At 72.2% G+C, this 24289-nt stretch carries 5 protein-coding genes; all 5 read right to left on the reverse strand.

What is annotated here, in order from left to right; all coding sequences use genetic code 11:
- Positions 1 to 5: 5 nt before the first annotated feature.
- Positions 6 to 13463 (reverse strand): non-ribosomal peptide synthetase, encoded by a 13458-nt coding sequence (locus OV208_RS13845; protein ID WP_267574310.1) that lies wholly within the window; start codon positions 13461 to 13463, stop codon positions 6 to 8.
- Positions 13460 to 22384 carry an amino acid adenylation domain-containing protein gene (locus tag OV208_RS13850; protein WP_267574311.1) on the reverse strand — a complete coding sequence of 2975 codons (8925 nt, stop codon included), beginning with the start codon at positions 22382 to 22384 and terminating at the stop codon, positions 13460 to 13462. The genes OV208_RS13845 and OV208_RS13850 overlap by 4 nt, the downstream gene beginning before the upstream one ends.
- Positions 22385 to 22401: 17 nt before the next feature.
- On the reverse strand, positions 22402 to 23067 hold the full coding sequence (locus tag OV208_RS13855; RefSeq protein ID WP_267574312.1) for an O-methyltransferase: 666 nt from the start codon (positions 23065 to 23067) through the stop codon (positions 22402 to 22404).
- 36 nt (positions 23068 to 23103) lie between these two features.
- On the reverse strand, positions 23104 to 23538 hold the full coding sequence (locus tag OV208_RS13860) for a hypothetical protein (RefSeq protein ID WP_267574313.1): 435 nt from the start codon (positions 23536 to 23538) through the stop codon (positions 23104 to 23106).
- 56 nt (positions 23539 to 23594) lie between these two features.
- Positions 23595 to 24289: ABC transporter permease (locus OV208_RS13865; protein ID WP_267574314.1), on the reverse strand; the 695-nt coding region annotated here is incomplete at its 5' end.

Below are 24289 nucleotides of genomic sequence, written 5' to 3' on the forward strand. Positions count from 1 at the left end.
TTCCCTCATTCCACTGCTCGGTTCGTGCCCGTAGGACGGATGGCGCCACGGGGCGGCTCGGAGGCAAGCAGGGGGCGAGCCCATGCCGCCTCATCCCGGACCAGCCGCTCCAGGAGCGCCACATAGGTGGAGAAGGCCGCGGTGAGCGCGGCTTCGTCGACGGACGACCGCTCCACGTCCCAGTCCACCCGAAGCCAGTCCTCGCCCACATGGCTGAGATGGTCGACGAGCACCTGCGGCGTGCGCGAACGCGCCTCGCCCAGGTTCACCTCCCGCGGCATCCGCCAACGGCCCTGCCCCAGCGGACGCGTGAAGACGACCGGGAAGGGACCCGGGCTCCGCCGTCGCACGGCGAACTCCCGCATCACCTCCGTGCCGCTCACCCCGGAGCGCGACCAGTCCTCGCGCAGCACCCGCTGATAACGCCGCACCCGCTCATCGAACCGGAGGTCCTCCGCGCCGCGCGTCACCCAGGCCAGGCTGCAGAAGTCACCCACCAGTTCGTGGATGTCCGGATGGAGCGACGGGCGGTCCCAGTTGGCGACCACGACGGTGAAGACCGGAGACGCCGCGCAGGTGGCGAGCGCCTCCAGATAGGCCGCGAGCGCGACCATGTCCGTGTCCACGCCCAGCGCGCCCGCGCGCTGCCGCACCGCCGCCCAACCCTCGATGCGCGCGGTGAGCCGGACCCGCCCCGTGTGCGCACCAGAGGCACGCGGGAGCACCGGCGCCGGAGGCAGCCCGGCGAACCGCTCGCGCCAGTACTCCCGCGCCGCCTGTCCCGCCTCCGACGCGGCGAACGATTCGAGCGAATGCACCCAGTCCCGGAAGCGGAGCGCCGGCTCGGGCAACCGGAGCTGGGGCTCCGCGTAGAGCCGGAGAAGCTGCGCCATCAGCATCTCGATGCTGGGCCCATCCGCGATCATCCCATCCATCGCCACGTGCAGCACCGACCGCCGCCGGTCTCGCGACGTCACGACGTGCAACTGGAAGAGCGGCCATTCCCCCAGCGCGTGAACGTGCCCGAAGAGTCGCTCGGCCGTCTCCCGCGTCGCCGCCTCCCAGTGGCGCGGCTCGTGTGACGCGACGAGCGTCTCGCCCACGCGGATGTCCAGGGGGCCGTCGTAGCGGCACTGGGTGCCATTGCCGAGCACCACCGTGCGCAGCATTTCGTGGTGCTCCACCAGCCGCCGCCACGCCGCCTCGATCCGGGCCAGGTCCAGTCCGGGCAGGTCCAGTTGCTGGTACACGGCGCAACTGCGATCCGTTCCCTGGAACACCTTGCGGGCGACCACGTACGCGCGCTGGAGGCTCGTCAACCCGAAGGGGCCGCTCCGCTCCGGATCCCGATGCAGGAGCATGGAGGCGGGGCGTGCCTCCGTCGGCGCAAGGGGCCGCTGCCCCTCCGGCGCCGAGGCCGCCTCGCGCAGCGCGCGGACGTAGGTGTCGAACATCCGCTGTGCCAACGTCGCGGGCAGCCAGTGCGCCGCGAAGTCCCAGTGGAGGACAAGTGCCCCTTCCTCCTCGTGCGCCTGATGGTCCAGGTAGACTTGCGGCGTCTGGGTGATGCCGAAGACGCGCAGCGAGTACCAGCGTCCCCCGCCCTGCTTGACGCTCCCCACGGTGCTCGTGAACACCGCCGGGAGGCTGAAGCCGGCGGGCAGGCGTCCCGCGCGCCGCAGCTCGCGCAGCACCCGGACGCCGCCCACCCGTGAGTGCTCGAGATCCGCCCAGCACTGCGCCTGCGCCGCGCGGACACGGGACTCGAAGGAGCTGCTCGCGGAGGCCTCGGAGAGGAAGAGGGAGCTGGAGGTGAAGGGACCGACGACGAGCGACGGGTCTCCCACCAGCGGCAGCCGGTTGAAGAAGGTCTGGACGACGCAGAAGCGGCCGCGCTCCGCGAAGCCGCGCAGGGTGTCGCAGTAGAGCGTCAGCAGCAGGGTATTCACCGTCGAGCCCAGGCTCCGCGCCAGCCGCCGGAGCGACTCCAGCTCGGGAGGGGACAGTCGGACTTCCAGCCGTTGGCGCCTGCCCGCCGGGGCCTCCGGGGGCGCGCTGAAACCGGGGCCCGGAGGGATGTCCGTCAGCTTGGCCATCCAATAGTCCAGGTCCTTGCGAAACCCCTCCTCCGCCTCCATGCGCCGGGCCGCCTGGACATGCTCGCGGAAGCTCGTCCCCCCGGCGGGCAGGACGTGCGACGGGTCCTCGTACAGCGCCTGCCACTGGCTCAGGAGGAGCTCCACGCTGCTGGCATCCACCACCAGCTCGTCCAGGCTCAGGTGGAGCACGCAGGCGCCGGAGGGCAGCCGCGTCACGCACACGGTGAAGAGCGGCCACACGTCCGGGGCGTACAGCTTGTGTGAAAGCTCCTCCCGCGTGGCCGCGACGTGCTCGGCGAGCGGAGCTTCCCGGGGCGCTTCGCTTCGCCGGACGGCGATGCGGTATTCCGGCACCTCGGTGAGCCGCTGCTGGCCACGCCGGGACATGCGCGTGGAAAGCATCGCGTGGTGGCGCACGAGTCGCGTCCACGCCACCTCCAGACGGGGCACGTCGAGTCGCTCGAAGAGGAGTTCGAGGTAGAGGTGACAGCCCACGGGGTCCGTCTTGCGTCCCAGTTCACGCCCGGCGATGAACGCCTGCTGCATGTCGGTGAACGGGAAGGGCGGCTCCTCGCGCACCGGCTCCGGGAGGAGGCCGGGCGGCGTCCTGGACGGGTCCGGAGGAAGAGGGAGCGCCACGGTGGGCGGTGGCGCCGCTCGGTTCGCGCGGAACCCGGGCTGGGCTTCGATCCGCCGGGCCAGGGCTTCCATCGACAGGCCCGGCTCGAGTTCGGACAAGGGGACTTCCAACTTCAGGTGCCGCTCGAGCGCGTGCCGCAACTTCACCGCCGACACGCTGTCGTAGCCGAGCGCCTCCAGGGAGACGTCCGTCGGCATCGAGGCCTGAGGGTGCTTGAGCACCTCCGCCATCAGCGCCTGGAGGGTCGTCAGGAGGGGCTCCTCCACGGGCGGCGCCAGGGGAGTGGGCTCCCGTACGGGAGGCTGCGCGATCGCGCCATCCACCACCGCCACCTCCACATGGGGCGCGTCGAGGGCCCAGCAGCGCACCCGGGCGAACGGAGTGGTCGGCAGCGACACGCGCTGGGGACGCGAGGCGCCGTGCAGGAGCCGCCAGTCGACGGCCGCCCCCCTCACCCACAGCGTGGCGAGCGTATCCAGCCGGCCGCGCTCCGCGAGGCCCTTCACGAACGCCGCACCCTCCGCGCCATCGAACAGGCCCTCCAGCGACTCGGCCGTCGACCTGGCGACGCCTCGGTGCAGACGCCCCTGCGGCGCGCCGCGCTTCTCCACGAAGGCCGCCAGCCGATCCACCACCTCACGCAGGGTGCTCGCGACGAAGGCCAGGCGCTCCTCCAGCGGCTCACGGCCTAGCTGGAGCGTGTAGGCGAGGTCCCGCGGGCACGGCGCCAGCTCCGCGTCCCGCTCCCGCACCACCGCTGCCGTGGCCGCTGCGTCCACCTGGGTCGCGCCGTCCGCCCTGGCCACCGCGTCCGCGTTGGCCGCCGGTCCCCGCAGACGCTCGGCGAGCGAACGCAGCGACACGGTCGCGCCCAGCTCCGACGGCGCCAGCACCACGCCAAAGCGCACCGCGGCCCACTCCTGCACCTCCTGAAGCTGCGCCGTGTCCAACGCCAGCTCCTCCACGAGCGCGTCCGCCCGCAGTTCCTCGACCGGCAGGCCCAGGGTCCGCGAGAGGAAGGCCGTGAGCGCCTCCAGCGCCGGCCCCTCCGGCTCGCGATGGCCGGGCGTGGCAGGTCCCGCGGGCACCTGCTCCGCGACGGAGCTCCACCGCGCGAGGTGTGCATGGAGGCGCCGCGCGGATTCAATGAGCCGCTCCTCATCCCGGGCCGAGAAGACGAAGAGCTGGGGACCCGCGTCCCGCGCGCCGTCCTCGCCCCGGGAGGCTCTCGGCGCCTCCTGGAGGAGGACATGAGCGTTGACGCCCCCGGCACCGAACGAGCTGATCCCAGCCCGGCGGGGAATGGGGCTCGTGACGCCGTCCAGCGGCCGCGTGGGAGCCCAGGCCTCCAGGGACGTCTGGATCCGGAAGGGAGACCCCTCCAGTTCGAGCCGGGGGTTGAGCGGGGCGCAGTGGAGCGAGGGCACCAGTTCGCGGTGCTCGAGCTGCAACAGCACCTTGGTCAACGCGGCGATCCCCGCCGCCCCCTCCGCATGGCCGATGTTGGACTTGACCGAGCCCACGGAGCAGAAGGCCGCCTCCGTCGCGCCCTGGAATGCCTCCACCAGCCCGGCAAGCTCGATGGGATCCCCCAGGGAAGTACCCGTCCCATGCGCCTCCAGGTAGCTCACCGAGCGCGGCTCCACCCGGGCGCGCTTCAGCGCCGAGGCGATCAGCTCCGCCTGGGCGCTGGGGCTCGGAACGGTGTAGCCGTTCGTTCTACCTCCGTGGTTGATGGCGGTGGCCAGGACGACGCCATACACGTGGTCGCCCTCGCGCAGGGCATCCGCCAGGGGCCGCATCAGCACCGCGCCAACAGCCTCCGCGGGAACCAGGCCATCCGCCCCCGCCCCGAATGCCTGACAGCGGCCCACGGACGAGAGCATGTTCATCTGCGACTGCACCCGGTACTTGTTCGGATGAAGCGAGAGATTGACACCGCCCACGATGGCGGCGCGGCATTCGCCGCGACGGAGGCTCTCCGCCGCCAGATGCAGGGCCACCAGGGAGGACGAGCACAGGGTGTCGAGCGCGAGGCTCGGCCCGCGAAGGCCAAACACATACGAGACGCGGTTCGCGATGGAGCCCGAGCTGGAGCCGAGCGCCAGGGGCCGTCCCCGTGCCGTCGAGGAGGCGCCCAGCAGCGCATAGTCGTCATACATGCTCCCGACGAAGACGCCGACCTGCCCCTCCGTGCTGCGCTTCAGCTCGGCACGGTTGTAGCCCGCGTCCTCGACAGCCTCCCACGCGGTCTGCAGGAACAAGCGCTCCTGCGGATCCGTCAGCTCCGCCTCCGCCTGCGACATGCGGAAGAAGAGCGGATCAAAGCGATCCACTCCGTCGATGAAGCCACCCCACCTGCACCGGTCCACCCCCGCCTCGCGTTCATCCGCGCTCAACAGTGAGCGCCAGTCCCAGCGCTCCGCGGGGACCTCCTGCACGGAGTCCACGCCCCGCCGCAGGTTGTCCCAGAAGGAGCGGATGTCTTGCGCGCCGGGATAGCGGCCCGCGAGGCCCACGATGGCGAGCGGCAGTTCCCCGGTGGACAGGGACGAGCCGCCGCCGCCGGGCTCCGGCTCCGGCTCCGGCCTCGAAACGGTCGGCGGGTGCTCACGCGGGAGCGAAAACGCGCCAAGCGCCGAGGCTCGGTGCGCCTGGAGCCAGGCGGCGACCTCCCGCAGGGTCTGGCACTCGTACCAGAGCGTGGCGGGAACCCGTCCCACGGCCGCGCTCAGCTTCGTCGTCAGCAGGCCCACCAGCACCGAACCGAGGCCACACTCCTCCAACGGACGCAGCGCGCCCAGGTGGACGGGGTCAATCCCAGACACCTCGGCGTACAGGTCGCGCAGCCAGACCGTCAGCGCCTCCAGCGACTCGACGTCCGGCGGGGGGGCCGTCGGGACGGCGGCGGGACGCGGAGGTTCGGAAGCCGGGGGGGCCACCTCCAGCCACAGCCGCTCCTCCTGGAAGGCATGGCCGGGCAGCGGCGTGCGGCGGGCTCCCGGGGCCATGAGCCGCTGAAACGCGTCCAGTGGTCGCCCCTCCACCCAGGCCCGGGCCGCGGCCCCCAGGGGCTCGCCCGGATCCGGCTCCGCGTGGGGCGGGCCGAAGTTCGTCCAGACACCGGGACGGCGGAAGTCACCGAGCAGGCAGTCCTCCAGGGCCTCCACCAGCGCCTCCCGGGTGGAGACCACCAGGGCGACCCGCACCTCCAGGTGCCTTCGTCCCGTCAGCAGCGTGTGGCCGACGTCGCACAGGCGGGTGGGCGCGAAGAGCCCGTGCCGGAGCGCACGGACCAGGGCGCGCGTGGTCCGCGATAGCTGCGCCTGGGACGCGGAGGACAGGACGATCAGCGTGGGCCCCTCCACCCCCTCGTGCTCCACCGGATGCGACGGCGGGGGCGGCGCCTCCACGAGCAGACTGCCCACGCTCCCCGTGGCGCCCACGGCGTTCACGAGCGCCAGCCGTGGCGTCCCCTCGCGCCGTGGCCAGGGCTGGAGTGTCGAAGCCACCTGGAAGCGCGTGCCGGAGAACGGCAGCAGCGGGCTGAGCGTCTCCGGGCGCACGGCCGGCGCGACGACGCCCGCGCGCAGTTGCAACAGCACCTTCGTGAGCTGGGACATGGCGGACGCGGCCTCCAGGTGCCCCAACTGCCCCTTCACCGTCCCGACGAGGCACGGAGGGCCGCGCGTGCCCAGCCCCTCCACCAGGGCCTCCGCCTCGCTCATGTCCGCGAGGGCCGTCCCGGCGGCGGCGCTCTCCACATACGTCACGTCCGACGGCTCGACCCCCGCCTGCGCGCAGCAGGCCCGGAGGATGTCCGCCTGGGCCTGGGCGCTCGGCAGGCCCAGGCGACGGGTGCGGCCCGTGTGTCCCGTCACCACCGCCCGCAGCACCCCGTGCAGGCAGTCCCCGTCCGCCACCGCGTCCTCCACGCGCCGCAACAGCACGGAGCCCACGCCCTCGCCCACGACGAGCCCCGCCGCCTCCGCGCCGAAGGGCCTCGCGGCCGCCTCGGGCGTCAGCAGCCCCTGCGAGGCGAGCGCGGCGAGGTGGTACGGGTGGGCGATGACGTTGACCGCCGTGACGATGACGAGGTCGCACTCGCCCCGGAGCAGCGATTCCCGCGCGAGCCCCAGCGCCGTGAGCGCCGAGCTGCACGCGGTGTTGACGGACACACTGGGCCCCCGGAAGTCGAAGAACCAGGACACCCGGTTGGCGATCGACGAATGCAGCGAGGCGACGGAGGCTTCGCCCTCCGCCTCGAAGCGGGGCAGCGCCCACTTCTCGTAGTCTGACCACATGGTGGCCGCGAAGACGCCGACACGAAGTCCCGAACGCCGCAGGGAGTCCGGGACATGTCCCGCGTTCTCCAGACACTCCCAGACACTGCGGAGCACCAGCCGCTCCTGCGGATCCACGCGCGCCGCCTCGGCGGGGGAGAGCCCGAAGGCGCGCGAGTCGAACCCCGCCACGTCGTCGAGCAACGCCGCGGCCGGAAGACGCCCCGATGCGGGCCAGCGCCGCGCGCCAATGCACTCCGTGCCCGCCTGGAGGCGCTCCCAGAAGGACTCCAGGTCCTCCGCGCCCGGGTAGCGGCCACTCACGCCGATGATGGCGACGCCCGGGCTCGCGCGCGGGGCCGGGGTGGGCTCGGGGCGGGGCCGGTCCGCAAGGAACGTCAGCGGCGCCTTCAGCGGCTCCGCGTACGCACAGGTCGCGCCGAGCAGCGTGTGGATGAGCGTCTCGGAGGGCGCGAGCTCCAACTCGGAGCGCAGTCCCTCCAGGCCCTGGCCACCAATCGGAATCAGCCCGAGCCCGAAGGCGGACTGGTTCTCCATCAGCAACTGGCCCATCTGCCCCACCTGGAGCAGGGAGAAGTGGACTCCCGCGCGGCCCCAGGCCCGCTCGGCCCGCGCCATGTCCACCGTGAAGAGCAGGCCGAAGGCGGCGCGCGCGAAGTGCGCCCGGTTGGAAGGCGCGTGCCCCTCCTTCAGCCGGTGCATCGGAAGCTCCGCCACGCGCACCAGCGCATGTGCTCGCGCGTCGTAGCGCCAGATGCCCTCCCGCAGTCCCTCCACGCCTCCTTCGCGGCAATGCAGCAGGAGGTTCACGGGCCGCTCTCCCGGCAGCGCGGCGTAGTGCGCGGGCGTCTGGGGAGAGGGCTGTCCCACGAGTTCGAGCAATCCACCGAGCTGGGCGAGCGTGACGGGGCCCGACGGGTGGCTGCCGCGTTGGGACGCGCGCAGCAGGAAGTCCGCCGCGGCGGGCGACACGGTCTGAAGCGGCAGGCGGACGGAGAAGGTCGCCGGGGCCGCCGGGGCCTCGGCGCCCGTGCTCATGGACTCTGGGAGCACGAGGGGGCCTGACAACCGCGCCACGTCCTCCCGGCCCAGGAGCCAGGAGTCGCCGCGCAGGCCCCACCCGAGGACCTCCTCCGGCGTCAAAAGCGTGGGCGTTGCTTGCGCCATCGCGAGGTCCACGCTCAGCCCGACGCGGATCCGCACCCCGGCCGCGAAGGCGCCACGCAGGCCGCCCGGCTCGACCGCCCTCGGCCAGAAACACACGCCCCACCGAGCCAGCCTCGGAGCGAGCAGTTGCAGCATGTAGCCCGCCTCCACCACTCCCAGGGGGTAGGCGATGGCGCCATAGGTCGGCCCGAGGCGATCCTCGCGCACGGCGAAGTGCAGCCGCACGGCCCCCGTCTCGTTCTCGGAGGGAATCGCCCCCGGGGCGAGGGCGGCGTCCACCCGGCACAGCTCGGCGCGCGCCACGTCCAGCCAGTACAGGCCGCCCTCCAGCCCCACCACCCGCTGGGGGGCGACGCCGACAAGGACCTCCACGGCGTACTTGCCTCCCGCGGAGGCATGGAGCCTGCGGGCCCCCTCCCCCGCGTGCGCGGGAAGGAGGAGCGACAGGAGGGCCTCCAGGACCGGGCGGGACAGCGTGCCCCGCGCGGAAGCCACCTGGAACCCGGCCTGCTCCCGCCCTGGAGCCTGTAGCCGCGCGTCCCGCGTGAGCGCGACACCCGAGGGCCGGGGCTCCACCGGAGCAGCCGCGACGGGCGTGCCCTCCGGTCGCGCGAGGAGGTAGGTCACCACCGCCGCGGCCGTGGGCTTCGCCAGGAGCACCTCGATGGGCACGCGCGTGCCCGTCACCGCGTGGAGGAGGCGCGACGCGTTGACGAGGGAGAGCGACGTGGCCCCCGCATCGAACAGGTCCTGCTCGGCCGCGAGCTCCTCGCGCCGCAGCAACTGCCGCAAGACGGCGAGCACCTGTTCGAGGAGCACGGCCGCGCGCGGTGCGGGCACGGGCGGCTGCCCCTCCTCCGCGGGGCGCTCCAGCCGCGCCACCAGCCGTTGCACCGAGCCGCCGTTGAGCAGCAGCTCCACGGGGATGCGCGCGCCCAGCTCTCGCTCGATGCGGCGGGTCAGTTGGACCAGGCTGAGCGAGGTGGCGCCAAGGTCGAAGAAGTCCGCTTCGGGGGCGACCGTGGGCAGGCGCAGCACCTCCGCCACCAGCCGCGAGAGTCGCTCCTGGAGCCGCGTGCTCCCCTCGGCGGGAGGGCCCGCTGCCTCCGGGGACGCCCGAGGAACCCGGGCGAGCAGTTGACGCCGGTCCAGCTTGCCCTCGGGCGTGAGCGGCAACTCGGCCACGGGAACCAGGAGGTTCGGCACCATGTAGTCCGGCAGTCTCAGCCGCGCCACACGGCGGATCTCCGCCGTGGGCGGCATCGTCCCTTCAGGCACGACGAACGCGATGAGCTTCGGATCATCGCTCTCCGCGTCCGCGACGAGCGCGGCGCAGGAGCGGATGCCGGGGACCTGCCCCACCACCGCATCCACCTCGCCCAGCTCCACCCGGAAGCCGCGTAGCTGAACCTGGTGGTCGCCACGACCGATGAACTCGAGCTCCCCGTCCGACAGCCGCCGCGCCAGGTCTCCCGTCTTGTAGAGGCGCTGTCCCAGACCGGGATGCCAGACGAAACGCTCGGCCGTCAGCTCGGGCCGGTGGAGGTAGCCCCGGCTCACCCCGGCCCCCGAAACGTAGAGCTCGCCGATGACGCCCTCGGCCACCGGCTCGCGCGCGGCATCCAGCAGGTAGAGGCCGAGATCGGGAATGGGCACGCCGATGAGGCTCGGCCGGTGCACGTCTCCGGGGCGGATGGGGCGATACGTCACATGCACCGTGGTCTCGGTGATGCCGTACATGTTGACCAGGGTGGCGGACTCGCCATGCCGCTCGAACCACGGGACGAGCGTGTGCAGGTTGAGCTTCTCGCCCCCGAAGATGACGTAGCGCAACTGGAGGCGCGCGGATGGGGGGGCGCGCACGTCCGACTCCACCAGGTGCCGGAAGGCCGTGGGCGTCAGGTTGAGGACCGTGACGCCCTCCTCCACGAGCAGCTCGTGGAAGGCGTCGAACGAGCGGGAGACGCCATAGGGCACGACGACGAGCCTGCCGCCGTACAGCAGCGCGCCCCACATCTCCCAGACGGAGAAGTCGAAGGCATACGAGTGGAACAGCGTCCACACGTCCTCCGGACCGAAGTGGAACCAGGGCTCGGTGGAGGAGAACAGGCGCGCCACGTTGCGGTGCTCCACCACCACGCCCTTGGGCCGGCCCGTCGAGCCGGACGTGTAGATGACGTACGCCGCGCCGTGCTCCGGCACCTCGCCCTCCAGGTCCTCCGTCCCCTGGAGGGCGATGAGGCCCGCGTCCGCGTCGAGCCGCAGGATCGTGACCCCGTCCAGCTCCATCCCCTGGGGGGCCGAGGCCAGGGTGATGAAGACGGGCGCCCTCGCGTCTTCCACGACGTCGCGGATCCGGTCCGCCGGATAGGTGGTGTCCAGGGGAACGTAGGCGCCGCCGGCCTTGAGGACGCCCAGCACCGCGATGACCAACTCCGGCGTTCGCTCCAGACACAGCGCCACGAGCGTCTCCGGCCCCACGCCCAACGAGCGCAGGTGCCGCGCGAGCTGGTTGGCGCGCGCGTTGAGCTCACGGTAGGTGAGCCGCCGCGAGCCCTGGCTCACGGCGATGCGCTCGGGGAAGCGCTTCACCACGTCCTCGAACCCGCGGTGCACCCGCTTCGTGCCGGGCGCCGCGTGCGTGCTGGCCGGCGCACCCGCCGTGCCCACGAGTCCGGACAGCGTGTGCAGGTAGCGCTGGAACATCTCCCGCGCCTCGCGGTCGTCTCCTCCCCGGGCGCGCACGTCCCAGTGGACGGCGAGCGCCTCGCCCTCATCGAAGGTGATGCAGTCGAGCCCCACGCCCGGCGTGTTCGACAGTCCCTCGCCGGACCGCACCCCCGACGGCAGGGACGCATCCACGCCCCGCAGCAGGCCGGTGTAGACACAGCCGAACGAGGGGACCGGGCCCCCGGCGTGCGCGCGCTTGCGCAGCCCGGCCAGACCCGACACCGCGTCGTGGCGGCGATCGCTGTCGAGCTGCGCCTGATACCGGGACGCGCGCTGCCCGGCCGTCCCCGCGTCCTCGGGATACGAAAGCCAATGGAACCGCGTGCCGCTGGCGCACGCCTCATCCCATGCGACGAGGACACAGCTAAAGCGGGGGGCGCCACTCCACTCGCGGAGGACATCCATGTACGCCGTGAGGAGGAGCCCATCGAGTTCCACGCCCCACTGCCTCGCGAGCCGCTTGAGCGCGGCGGCCCCCTCCACCCGTCCGCTCAACCGCGTGGGCACGCCATCCTGCTCCGGCGCGACGCCCGGCAGCGTGGGGCCTCCCGGCACGTCGGCGTGCCGCGCCGTCCAGTAGCGTCGGTCGGCCTCCACGGCCTCCGGAGGGGCGGCCGGCATGGGCACCGGCGAGGACGCGGGCTCCTCCGCGAGCAGGTGCCCCGCGTGGAGCAGGAAGAGTTCGGTCGCGAGCTTTCGCAGCAACGGCCCGCCCACCACCACCGGATCCACCGCGAGGTGCACGACGGCCTGGGAGCCCGGCACGACACTCACCTCGAGCGCGAAGAAGGGCCAGACGCCCTGCGGGAAGACCTGCGCGACCAGGCGCGCGCGCACCCCGGCCAACGCCTCCTCCGAGGTCAGCCGCGTGAGCGGGGGCGTGAAGGCGGGCGCGGTGTCCAGTACCCGCTTCCAGCCCTCCTCCGTCACGAAGGACCGGAGCGCCGGGTGGCGCGCCATGAGGATCCGCCAGGCGTCCGTCAGCCGCGTCAGGTCCCACCGCTCCAGGCGGAACTCCTCGTAGATGACCGCCCCTCCGCGCGTCGCCGCTCCGGACAGGCGCTCCATCATCAAGGCCTGCTGCACATCATCGAGCGGCAGGTCCCGCCCCCCGGACGGAGCCGCCGCCTCGCGGAGCGTGCCCCGGACGCAGAGCGCGCGCACGGCGTCGCGGTAGTCCTGGAACCAGCGGTCGACCTGCGCCTCGCCGTAGGCGTCGAGCGCCACGTCCCAGTGAAGCTCCAGGCCCCCATCGCGCTTGAGAACATGGTGGTCCAGGAACACCTGGGGCGTCTGGGTCACCCCGAAGCGCTGCTGCTCGAACCAGCCCTGCCGCTGGCCCAGGCTGTGGATCATGCTCGTGAACACCACCGGGAGCGTCAGCGTCCGCGCGGGCCGGCCGTCGGCGTTGAGTTCCCGAAGCGCCCGGATGCCACTGACACTGCCGTGGTCGAGCGCGTCCCAGAGCTGCCGGTGCATGCCCCGCACGCGCTCCTCCAGGCTCTCACCCTGCGCCACCGGCTCCCGGATCACGATGCCCGTGGACAGCACGGGGCCCACCACGTCCTCGATGCCCGGCAGAGCCACGTCGCGCTTCGACAGCGTGAGGATGAGGGAGAAGTGGGGGCTTGCGCCCTCCCGGGCCAGCAGATCCCCGAACACGGTGAGCAGCAAGCTCGTCACCGACACCCGGGCCTCGCGGGCCAGCCGCTCGAGCACACCGCTGTGGTCGGCACCAAGCTTCGCCACCCGTCGCGCACGCTGGAAATGGCGGGAGCCGGGCGGAGGACGCGCCAGGCGCGGCAGTTGGGGCCCGGCCGGCAGCGCCGCGAGCTTCTTCTTCCAGAAGGCGAGGTCGCGCTGGAAGCGCGCCGTGCCCTCCTCCGCGCGCGTGGCCAGGACGAAGTCACGGAACGTCCGCCTCGGCGCCACGAGCGACCCGGTCCCCTCGTAGAGCCGCCGCCAATCCCCGAGCAGGATGGACATGGAGGTGGCATCCGCCACCCACTCATCCAGGCTCACGTGCACCACGTCCTGGCCGTCCGGCAGGAGGGACACCCGCACCTCGAAGAGGGGCCACTGCCCCGGTGCGTAGACCTGGTGGGACATCCGCTGGCGCACCCCCAGCACCGAGCGCTCCACGTCGTCCCCGCTCAAGGTCCGGGCGTCCGACACGCCCACGCGGACCGCGGGAGGCGTCTCAAGCAGGCCCTGGGCGCCCTCCTCGTGGATGACGACGCGGAGCATCTCGTGGTGGCTCACGAGGCGGTTGAGCGCGTCCTCCAGGCGCCGGACATCACAGGAGGGGACCACGAACTCAAGGTATGCATGGCACCCCACGTGGTCGCCATCCAGGGCCAGCTGACGACCCACGAGGAAGGACTCCTGGAGGTCACTGAGCGGCCAGCGCTGCTCGCCCGCGGCCGCGCGGGCTCGCGACGCGCGGACGAGCTCCGCGAGCCGCCGCCTGGCCTCACCAGGGCTCTCCGGCCGCGTCGTGTCCTTCGGGCTCCCTGGCGTCATCGCGTCTCCGATTCGAGCGTCTTCATCAACGCGTCCACCTGGTCCTGGCTCAGCTCATCCACCGAAAGCTCCCCACGCAAGACGCGCTCGCGCACGCCGGCATCCACCGGCTCCCGCGAGGCGACGGTGCTCCCACGCGGTCGGACGAGGTCGGTCTCGGCCACCACGAACTGGACGAGCGCGTGCGGCGTGTCCCGCTCCGTGAGGTGGGCCCCGGAGAAGTCCATGCCGAGCGTCTCGTTCAAGCGGTGGCGCAGCTTGAGCGCCATGATGGAGTCGAAGCCCAGGTCCGCCAGCGGGACGTGTAGCTGCTCGGGTCCCAGATCGCCGCCCAGCGTCGCCGCGAGCATCGCGAGCACCTGGGTGGCCAGGTCCATGGATGCGCTCCGGGGAGCCGGGGCCTGAGCTTGAGGCCGCATCTCCCAGTGCCGCTGACGCTCGAAATGGTACGTCGGCAGCGGGATGCGCCGTCCGTGCTGGAGCCCCTCCAGGCGCTCCCATGCGATGTCCGCCCCGGCGCACCATCCCGCGGCGAGCACGGACAGCTCGCCCCGGGCGACGGCCGCATCCAGCCCCTCCACCGGCCGGGACGCCCGCGCCCAGCTCGTCCAGGAGCTGCCCTCCACCGGCCCCGACTGGATCAACTGGAGGATCCGCTGGACGGCCTGCGCGGGGCTTGCCGCGAGCAGGGCCGCGCGGACTTCGAACGGCTCACGCCCGAGCGCCAGCGTGTGCGCCACATCCTCCAGCGAGGGCGCGGGCTCCGTGGAGAGAGCGCGCACCATGCGGATGAGTCCCCCCTCCAGGCTTTGGCGGGTGCGCGCCGAGAAGACCAGGAGCACAGCGCCGGCGGGCCGGGACATGGCGGCACGAAGCCCGGCCGGCGCCTCCTGCAGGATGGCGTGCGCGTTGGTCCCACCGAGCCCGAAGGTGTGGACGCCACAGCGCAGCGGCGAGGGAGCCCGCCACGGCTCCGTCCGGGACGACACGCGCAGGGGACCGGCGAGCGCGCGGGTCTCCTCCGACATGCGGGAGAAGCCCACGACACCGGGAAGCTGTCGGCTGGACAGGCAGAGCGCCATCTTGATCAGCGACGCCACACCGGAGGCGGCCTCCAGATGACCGATGTTGCCCTTGAGGGAGCCCACCTGGAGCACTCCCTCGGCGACCGGACTGCCCACCTCCACGAACGCCTGCCGCAGCGCACGCAGCTCGGTGGCATCGCTCACGGGAGAGCCTGTTCCGTGGGCCTCCACGTAGCTCACGCTTCGCGGATCCACGCCCGAGGCGCGCAGGGCGTCCACGACCGCGCGCGTCTGGCCAGGAGCACTGGGCGCGGTGAGCGCGAAGGCCTTGCCTCCGTGGGTGACGGCGGAGCCCAGCACGAGCGCGTGCACGGGATCGCCCGCCCGGGTCGCGGCCGAGAGGGGCTTGAGGAGGAGCACCCCCACGCCCTCGCCACGGAGGTAGCCACGGGCCTCGGCGTCGAAGGGCCGCGAGACCCCGTCCGGGCTCAGCAGTCCCGCCTTGGTGGTGACGGCGAAGCCCGCCTCGGACAGCAGGTGGACGCCCGCGACGACCGCCGTGTCACAGTCCCCGGAGCGAAGGGCCTGCAGGGCGTGGTGGAGCGCCACGAGCGAGCTGGAACAGGCCGTGTCCACGGACTCGCTCGGGCCGCGCCAGTCGAAGTAGAAGGAGACGCGGTTGGCGATCATCGCGTGATCGCTGGCGGACAGCAGGTAGGGGTCATCCACCTGGCCCTCCTCCCGCAGCCGCGTCACGTGGGCATGGGAGAAGACGCCCACGAACACGCCGGTCCTGCTGCCTCGCAGCCGCGATGGACGCTGTCCCATGTTCTCGATGGCGGCCCACGTCGTCTCCAGCAGCAGCCGCTGTTGTGGGTCCATCAACCGCGCCTCATGCGCGGAGATGCCGAAGAAGGCCGCGTCGAAGCAGTCCGCATCCTCGACATACGCACCCAGGGGCGGCGGCCCCTTCTCCGCCGGGGAGCGGCGCCCCGCGGGGAAGGGTTGGAACGCGCTCCTGCCGTCCACCAGCAGCGACAGGAAGGCGTCCGTGTCGTCGGCGCCGGGCAGGCGGGCCGCCATTCCCACGATGGCGATGGGCTCGCGCTCGGGGCGCGCTGGCGGGGCCGGGAGGGGCTCCAGCGCGGGGGGCTCGACGGTCGCGGGCCTTGCCTCTTCCTCGAGGACCTTGCCGAGCGACGCGCCGTGCGTGTCCAGCAGATGCGTCGCGATCCGCGCCACGCTGCTACAGTCGAAGAGTTCCGACAGGGTCAGGGGCACCCCGAACGTGGCGCGGATCCGCTGGGCCAGCTCCCCCATCAGGATGGACTCGAAGCCGTAGTCGGAGAGGTCGCGCGTCGCGCTCACGCGCGAGACATCCGCGCCCATGACCTGGGACACGAGCCGGAGCAGCTCCGGCTCCAACCGCTCGCGGGAGACGCCGGCCCCGGTCTGGAGCGTGGGCTGGACGGGCGCAAAGAAGGCCCCGAACCGGCGGGCGTCTCCGTGGTGCAGGACCAGACTCCGCGCCCCACCGCGCAGCGCGGCCTCGAACGCGAGGCAGGCCTCCTCGGAGGACAGGGGCTCCAGGCCCTGCTCGTCCTTCCAGCCTTGAAGCGTCGGTGCCCCCACGCGCATCCCGCCATCCTTCCAGTAGGGCCACGCGAGGCTCAGCGTCCGGCCCGAGCGCTCCCCTCGGGAGACGCGGGCGGCGCGCTCGGTGGCCAGGGCGTCCAGGAAGGCGTTGGCGTAGGCATAGTCACCCTGCCCCGGGCTCCCGATGACGAAGGCGATGGACGAGAAGAGGACGAAGAAATCCAGCGGCTCGTGCGCCAGCAACCGATCCAGAAGGACGGCACCGGAGACCTTGGGCTGGAGCACGGCCCGGATGTCCTCGCGCTGCTTGTTCACGAGCAGCCGGTCGCGGGTGACGCCCGCGCAATGGATGACCCCGTGCAGGACGCCGTGGCGCCGGCGCGCCTCGCTCAGGGCGTGGGAAAGCGCCTGCTCATCACCCACGTCGCACACCCGGTACAGGGGCGAGGCCCCCAGGCGCCGCAGCGCCTCGAGCCGCCCCTCCAGCTCCCCGGTCAGCGGCGAGCGTCCGAGCAACACCAGCCGCGCCTGCCACCGCCGCGCGAGGTGCTCCGAGAGGGCGTAGCCGACGCCGCCCAGGCCCCCGGTGATGACATAGACGCCCCCGTGCCGGAGCCCGCCCGCGCCGTCCTCGGAGCGGGGGGGTTCGTACCGTGAGAGGTCGCGGACGTACCGCGTCCCGCGTGCGTAGTGGATCTCCGCGCGGGGCTCGTCCAGGAGGGCCAGTTCACGCCGCACCACCTCCGCCATGGACGCGTCCCGCTCCACGCCCACGGCCCGCATCTTGAGACGCTGTCCCTCGCGGTTGAGCGCTCGGGCCAGGCCGCCCAGCGCGGTCGACTCCGCGCGCTCCGGAGACGTCGCGGGAGCAAAGAGCGCCAGCAGCAGCGGCCGCTGCGCCTGTTCCCGCGCGAAGGCCTGGACGAGCATGAGCAGGCGCTCCCCCACCTCCGCCTCGGACAGCCCCCCCACCCTTTCCGAGGTGTCCGGCAGGAGCACCGCCACGGCCTCGGGTCGCTCCGCGCTCGCGAGCCATGTCCCCAGGTCGTCCTGGAGGGAGGCCCGGGTCTCCACGCACCACGCGTCATCGGTCCGGGGATCCGTTGGCCCCGGGCCCAGCCGCCCCCAGAGTTCCCCGGCCAGATTGAGGACCCGCACGCGCGCGGGGGGCGTCGTGGCCCTGCCGGCCTCCTCGCGCCACGCCCACTGGAAGAACGTGCTCCGGGCCCCCAGCTCCAGGGCTGGACGCGCCGCTTCCCGTCGCCGACGGACGAAGCCCTGGACGCGGCAGACGAGGCGGCCATCCTCCGCGTGCACATGCAGGGTGGCGCGTGGCGAGGAGACATCCCGGGTGGACTCCGCGCGGGCCACCACGGTCCCCCGCTCGGGAAGGGGCGCGCACCATTCGATCCGTTGCACCGCGAAGGGCACCGCCGCGGTGGTGGCGCCCGTGTCGGGCTCCACCCCCGCCGCGCTCTGGAACACGCCGTCGAGCACCGCGGGATGAAGCACGTCGTGGCCCACCCGCGAGCCCGGGGGGAGCGCGAAGGAGGCGACCGCCACCTCCGCGCCGTGCCTCAGTCCGGACAGGACACGAAAGCCCGCCCCATGCGACACCCCCTGGCGTTTGAACCCCTCGTAGGGATCCGGCAGGCAGAGCGGGGCCGAGCGCGACGCCTCGGCCAACGCCTCGGCGCCCTGCCCCACCCCACCTTGCATCGCCACGCCCCCCCACGCCCGGCCCTCGCACAGCGGGACGGGCGCCGTCGCGTCTCCGGAGGCGATCTGGAAGCGCACGTCGCCCTCCCCCCGCTTTAGCTGGAGCCACAGCTCCATCTCACCCGAGGCGGTGGCCTGGAGCGGGCGCAGCCAGTGGATGTCCGACAGCGCCGTGATCGTCTCGCCCAGCAACCGCTCGGCGGCGGCACGCGCCACCTCGAGGAGGGCGGCCCCCGCGAGCACGGGCACGCCCCCCACGTGGTGCTCCGCGAACACGAAGGCGTCCACCGGAATCCGAGCGCTCACCCATCCAGCGTCCTGGAGGGGCGCCTCGCCGAGCGTGAACCACGGACGCGAGGGCGCGGCCTCCACCCAGTACCGCTGGCGCTCAAACCCATAGGTGGGAAGAAGGATGTGCCGGCCCGCCGACGGCAGCGCCTGGGCCCAGTCGAGCTGCTCGCCCGCGAGGTAGCGGGAGGCGACGCGTGCGGCCATCGCGTCCAGCACGGGGCCGGACTCGCGAGTGTCGTGCGTCCCCTGGACCACGTGTTCCAGCCGCTCGCACGCCTCGCGCACGTCACCGGCGATCACACACGCACGCTGCTCGAAGTGCGTGCGTCCACGCTGAAGGGTGTGGGCCACGTCCTCCAGGCGGACGCGGTGCGCGTTCAGGTCCAACCACTGGAGCAGCCGCCGCGCATTGTTGACGAGGGCGCCACGGGTCTTCCCCGACAGCGGCAGGACGAAGGGTCCACCGCTGGAGACCTGGGCTGCGCTCCGCTCCGCGCGCGGCGGAGCCTCCTCCAGCACCACGTGGCAGTTGGTGCCACTGAAGCCGAAGGAACTCACGCCCGCGCGGCGTGCCACCGCCGGCGCGGAATGCCAGGGCGCGGCGAGCGTATTCACGAAGAAGGGACTGTCCGTGAGCACGAGGTCCGGATTGGGCCGCTGGAAGTGCAGACTGCCAGGAAGCATCCCCTGACGAAGCGCGAGCACGGCCTTGATGAAGCCCACGGCGCCCGCCGCGGTCACCGCGTGGCCCACCTGTGTCTTCACCGAACCCAGGGCGCAGAAGCGGCGGCGCGAGGTCCACTTCGCCCACGCCCGGCTCAGCGCCTGGACCTCGATGGGGTCTCCCTGGCGCGTCCCCGTGCCATGCGCCTCCAGGTAGCCCAGCGTCTCCGGGCTCACGCCGATACGGCCGTAGAGGTCCTCGAGCAGCTCCTGCTGGGCCCGCGCGCTCGGCGCGGTGATGCCATTGGTCCGGCCATCCTGGTTGGCCCCCGAGCCCAGGATGACGGCGTGCACGAGATCCCCATCGCGCAGGGCCGCCGACAGGGGCTTGAGCAGCACCACGGCCACCGCCTCGCTGGGGACCATTCCGTCCGCGCGGGCATCGAAGCTCATGCAGCGGCCCTGCCGTGAAACCATGCCTAGCTGCGCCGAGGCCCGGTGCATGTGCGACGTCGACATCACGTGCACGCCGCCGGCGATGCTCATCTCGCACTCGCCCGCCCGGAGGCTCTGACACGCCAGGTGGATGGCCATCAGCGACGAGGAGCACGCCGTGTCCAGGGTGAGCGCGGGTCCGAGGAGGTTCAGCCAGTAGGCCGTTCTCGCGGACAGGATGGCCTGGTCCGCGCCCATGAGCCCGAAGCCGCTGACGCCCGAGCCTCGCTGCCCCGCGAGGTCCGCGTAGTCCCCGGCGCGCGCCCCCAGGAACACGCCCACCTTCTTTCCATCCAATGCCGGGGTGGCCTGGCCCGCAGACTCCAGCACGTTCCAGCACTCCTCCAGGACCAGGCGCTGCTGGGGGTCCATGAGCAGTGCCTCCCGGGGGGAGATGTCGAAGAAGAACGGATCGAACGCGTCCACGTCGTCCAGGAAGCCGCCCACCGCGGGAGGCTTGAGCTCCTCGGCATCCCGCCACCGCGACGCCGGGGCGGGGCTCAGCGCATCCCGTCCCGTCACGAGCAGCTCCCAGAAGGCGTCCACGTCGGGGGCCGTGGGGAAGCGTCCCGCCACCGAAATCACCGCGATGGCCTCGGACTCCCCCCCCGCGGCCGGCCGGTTCGGGCGTGGCGCCAGGAAGGCGGTCCGCGGCGTGGTGGGGGGCGGCCGCGAAGGTGGCTTCGTGAAGTTCGAGGGCGGGGACCGGAGTGCCGACGGAGGGGACTCCGGTCGCGGCGCCCGCGTCTCTCCTTCCGCGCGGACCTCCGCCGACCGTCCGAGCAGCCACCCCGCGAGCTCCTCGAGCGACGGGTAGCTGTAGAGGTCAGAAACGGAGACGTCCAACCCGTCCCGGCCCAGCACGACGGCAAGCTCCGCGATCGACGCGGAGTCGAACCCGAGCGCGTAGTAGCGGTCGTGGAAGCCCACCTCGGAGGCTGGCAGTCCCAGCACCTGGGCCACGTGCCGGGCCAGTCGGTCCCGAAGCGCATCGGGCGCTGGCCGCTCCCCCGACGGCGTCTCGTTCAGCAGCAGGCGCTGGACGTCCACCTTGCCATTGGGCAGCCGGGGCAGCGCCGCGACGATGTGCACGGAGGAAGGCACCATGTAGCCCGGGAGCCTCTGCGCGAGCTGCTCACGAAGCTCCCGTCCCGAAAGGCTCGCGCCCGGCGCGGGCGACACGTACGCCAGCAGCCGGACGGTGCCGCCCCGGCGGTCCCCGAGCGCCTTCACCTCATGAACCCCCAGCGTCTCGCGCAGGGCCTGCTCGACGCCCCGCAGGTCCACCCGGTTGCCGCGGATCTTGACCTGTTCGTCGCGCCGGCCCGTGAGGCGCAATCCCCCCTCGGCGGTCCAGAAGGCGAAGTCTCCGGTGCGGTAGAGCACCGGGTGCCCCGGCGTCTCGAAGGGGTTGGCGAAGAAGCGCTCCCGGGTGAGCTCCGGCCGCTTCCAGTACTCCTCCGCCACGCAGGCGCCGGAGAAGAACAGCTCGCCCGGGACCTCGGGCGGCATCAGCCGCAGGGCCTCGTCGAGGACGTACGCGCGAACGTTGGCGATGGGGCGGAAGGCGGGGAGCGTGTCCTCGGGGAAGCCCCGCGTGGTGTCGAAGAACAGGACCCCATTGGTCTCCGTGGAGCCGTAATCACAGAGCACCTGCACCCAGGGGGCGCTCTCCTGGAGGCGCGCCACCAGCCGCCGCTCCAGGGGCTCTCCCGCCGCGATGATCCACTCCAGCTTGCGCAGCTTCTCTCCCAGCCGGGCGTTGCCCTCGAGCAGCATCCAGAGCAGGGAGGGCACGAAGGTGATGTGCGTGATGGCATGCGCGTGCAGCCGCTCCGCGAGGAGCCGGGGATCCTTCACGACGCGATCCGGCAGCACCACCGTGGGGATGCCCTGGAGCAGTCCGCCCATCAGCTCCCAGAGCGACGGCTGGAAGTTGAGCGGCGTGCGCTGGCACATGACGTGCCCGGGCTGGAGCGGATGGTGCTCCCACAGCCACTGGAAGCGGTTGAGCAGTTGCACCTGCCGGTGCTTCACGCCCTTGGGATTGCCCGTGGAACCCGACGTGTACAGCAGCAGCGAGAAGTGGGTGGGCGACAGCGGACGTCCCCCAGGAGCCGGGGCCTCTGCCTCATCGTCGGGCGCCAGATGCGTCAGCCCGTCCACGCAGAGCACATGCTCGGCGGCGAGTTCGCGGGTGGCCCGGAAGGACTCCTCGGTGAGGAGCATCCGGGCGCCACTGTCGCGCAGGATGAACGCGATCTGCGCGGCCGGATACCCCTCGTCCAGGGGCACGTAGGCGCCGCCCGCCTTCCACAGCCCCAGGATTGCCGCGTGGGTGTTCTCCCCCCGGCGGACGAGCACGGCGACGGGCTCCTCCAACGCGAGCCCTCGCGCCCGCAGCCACCGGGCCACCTGATTGGCGCGGGCATCCAGCTCCGCGTAGGTAAGCGACACGCGGCTCCCATCGTCGGCTTCGGCGACGACGGCGATCGCGTCGGGCGTCCGCGCCGCACGCGCCTCGAACAGCTCGTGCAGGCACGCATCGAACGGATGCGCGCGCGCCTCGCCGTTCCACGCCCCCAACATCAGCGCGCGTGCCTGGGGCGAAACGGTCTCCACCTCACCGAGGCGCGCATCCGGTGTCCCGACCAGACGGTCCAGGACGGTGACGACCTGGGCCCCCAGGCGCTGCGCGGCGTCCTCCTCGTGCCGCGCGGGGTCGAAGCACAGCTCCGCCTGGAGCCCGTCCGGCGACGGGCTGAAGCGCAACTGGAGCGTGGCGTCCACCGCGCCGCGGTCCTCCGCGCCCTGCTCCACCCAGTCGAACACGCACCGCGCGTCGGGCTCCTCCCGGGGTGCCGCGTCGAGGGCCTCCCGGAACGTCCCCTCCGCGGAAACCGCTCTCAGCGGGGCGTGACTCCCCTGGCGCACGAAGTCGCCGGAGGCATCCTGGAGCAGCCGCTCCCGCACCAGTTGGAGCGCCAGCCGGACGGCCCGGGCCAGGGCGCCGGGTCGGTCCGCCGTCAGCGAGGCGAGTCCCCGGACCAGCTCCACCGGAAGGAGGAGGGACAGGGTCCGCCTCCGCGAAGCGGCATCCGTGGAGGGAGCGGCGGTTGGGTTGAGGAGCATGGAAGGGCTCTCGTGCCTCAGGGTTTGCGTTGGATGAGGGTGAGACCGTCCCCGATGGGCAGCAGGGAGATCGCAACGGCGTCGTCGTGGAAGACACGCTCGTTCAGCTCACGGACGGCGCGGGCGTCCCGGCTCTGGTTCTCCGGGTTGATGACGCTGCCGCCCCAGAGCACGTTGTCCACCATCATCACCCCACCGGGCCGGACGAGCCGCAGGCAGAGGTCGTAATAGGCGGGGTAGTTGTCCTTGTCCGCGTCGATGAAGATCAGATCGAACGAGTCGGCGTAGCCGCTGCGCTCCAGCTCCGCCAACGTCTCCAGCGCGGGAGCGATCCGCAGGTCGATGCGGTCCGCGATGCCCGCCTCCTCCCAGAAGGGCATCCCCACGCGGGGCCATTTCTCATCCACGTCGCAACACACAATGCGCCCATCCGGTGCAATCGCGTGCGCGAGCCACAGCGAGGTGTAGCCCGTGAAGACCCCCACCTCCAGGCAATGGCGGGCACCAATCAACTGCGCGATCAACGCGACGAACTGCGCCTGCTCCGGGGGCGAGGCCATCGCGGACATGCGCATCGCGTCCGTCTTTTCCCGCAGACGCCGCATGACATCCGGCTCCCGGAGGGAATTGCGGAGGATGTAGTCGTGCAGTGGGTCCGTCAGGCTCAGGTAGTTCTTGGGCATGTCCCCCCCTTGTCGTGCGTGGGCACAATCGATGGGCTAGCGACTGGCCTCTTCCTTCAGCCGCACCGCCACGAAGTAGCCGGAGCCCCGGATGACATTGGCCGAGTGCGGCACATGCGGCGGGACCCAGATGCTGGTCGGCTCGCAGACGCGATAGCGCTCCTCGCCGAGCTGGATCTCATACTCAAGCCCGGACGCGTCCGGGATGATGACATTGAGCTCGGGCTGGGGATGCGCGTGCAGCTCCGTGTAGTCGCGCTGCAACGGCTCCGCGTCATGGACCTTGTGGACCGCCAGGTGCAGCGGGAATCCCGCGGCGAAGAAGCGCTCGATGCAATCGATGTCCTTGTGGGCCGCGACCGTGGACAGGGGACTGACGATGTTGGGGCAGACCACGGAGCCATCCTCCCTCTGGATGAACCCTGGAGAGCGCATCGAGGACAGGGAAGGCGCGAGTGACTTGGCGGACATTCGTTGCTCCTGTTGTTCGGGACGAGGAAATACGTGCGGGGCCAACCCTCACGGGCCTACTCCCGCATGGCGGTGACGGCGGGGATGCGCGCCGCACGCAAGGCGGGAACCAACCCTCCGAAGAGTCCCACCAGCAGGGCGGCGACCATGGCCCCCGCGATGGCCCCGGAGGTCGGCTCGAGCGCGAAGACGATCTCGGACCAGCTCGAGGAGCTCATCATGGGGATGCGAACGAAGCCGAGCGCGAGCGACGCGAGCGCCCCGACGCCTCCGCCCATGAGCGCCAGCAGACAGGCCTCCACCACCAGCGAGAAGACGATGCTCCCCCGGCTGAAGCCGAGCGCGCGCAGCGTTCCAATCTCCCGCCGACGCGCCGCGATGGTGGCGTTCATCGTGATCATCGCGCCCAGCATGGCGGCCGCCGCGAAGAAGAAGGCCATGAGGCTGCCCATGAACTCCACGAAGGCGGAGCTGCCCTCGGCCTGCCGCTCGTAATAGGTGCGCTCCAGGAACGCCTCCACGCCGAGCCGGCGATCCGCGAGCAGCCGTGCGTTGAACGCGTCGATGCCCACCCCGGGGGCCAGCTTGACGCGGACGGCGGACACCAACCCGCCGCGACCGAAGGCGGACTGCACCGCGTCCAGGTCCGCCCAGATCTCCGACTCATAGGCACTGCCCCCATCCGCCATCACCCCCACCACGGACACGGGACGGCCCTTGCGCAGTTCGAACGTTCCGCCCAGCTCCAACC

It is taken from the genome of Corallococcus sp. bb12-1, from assembly GCF_026626765.1.
In the GTDB taxonomy this organism is placed as follows: Bacteria; Myxococcota; Myxococcia; order Myxococcales; family Myxococcaceae; genus Corallococcus; species Corallococcus terminator.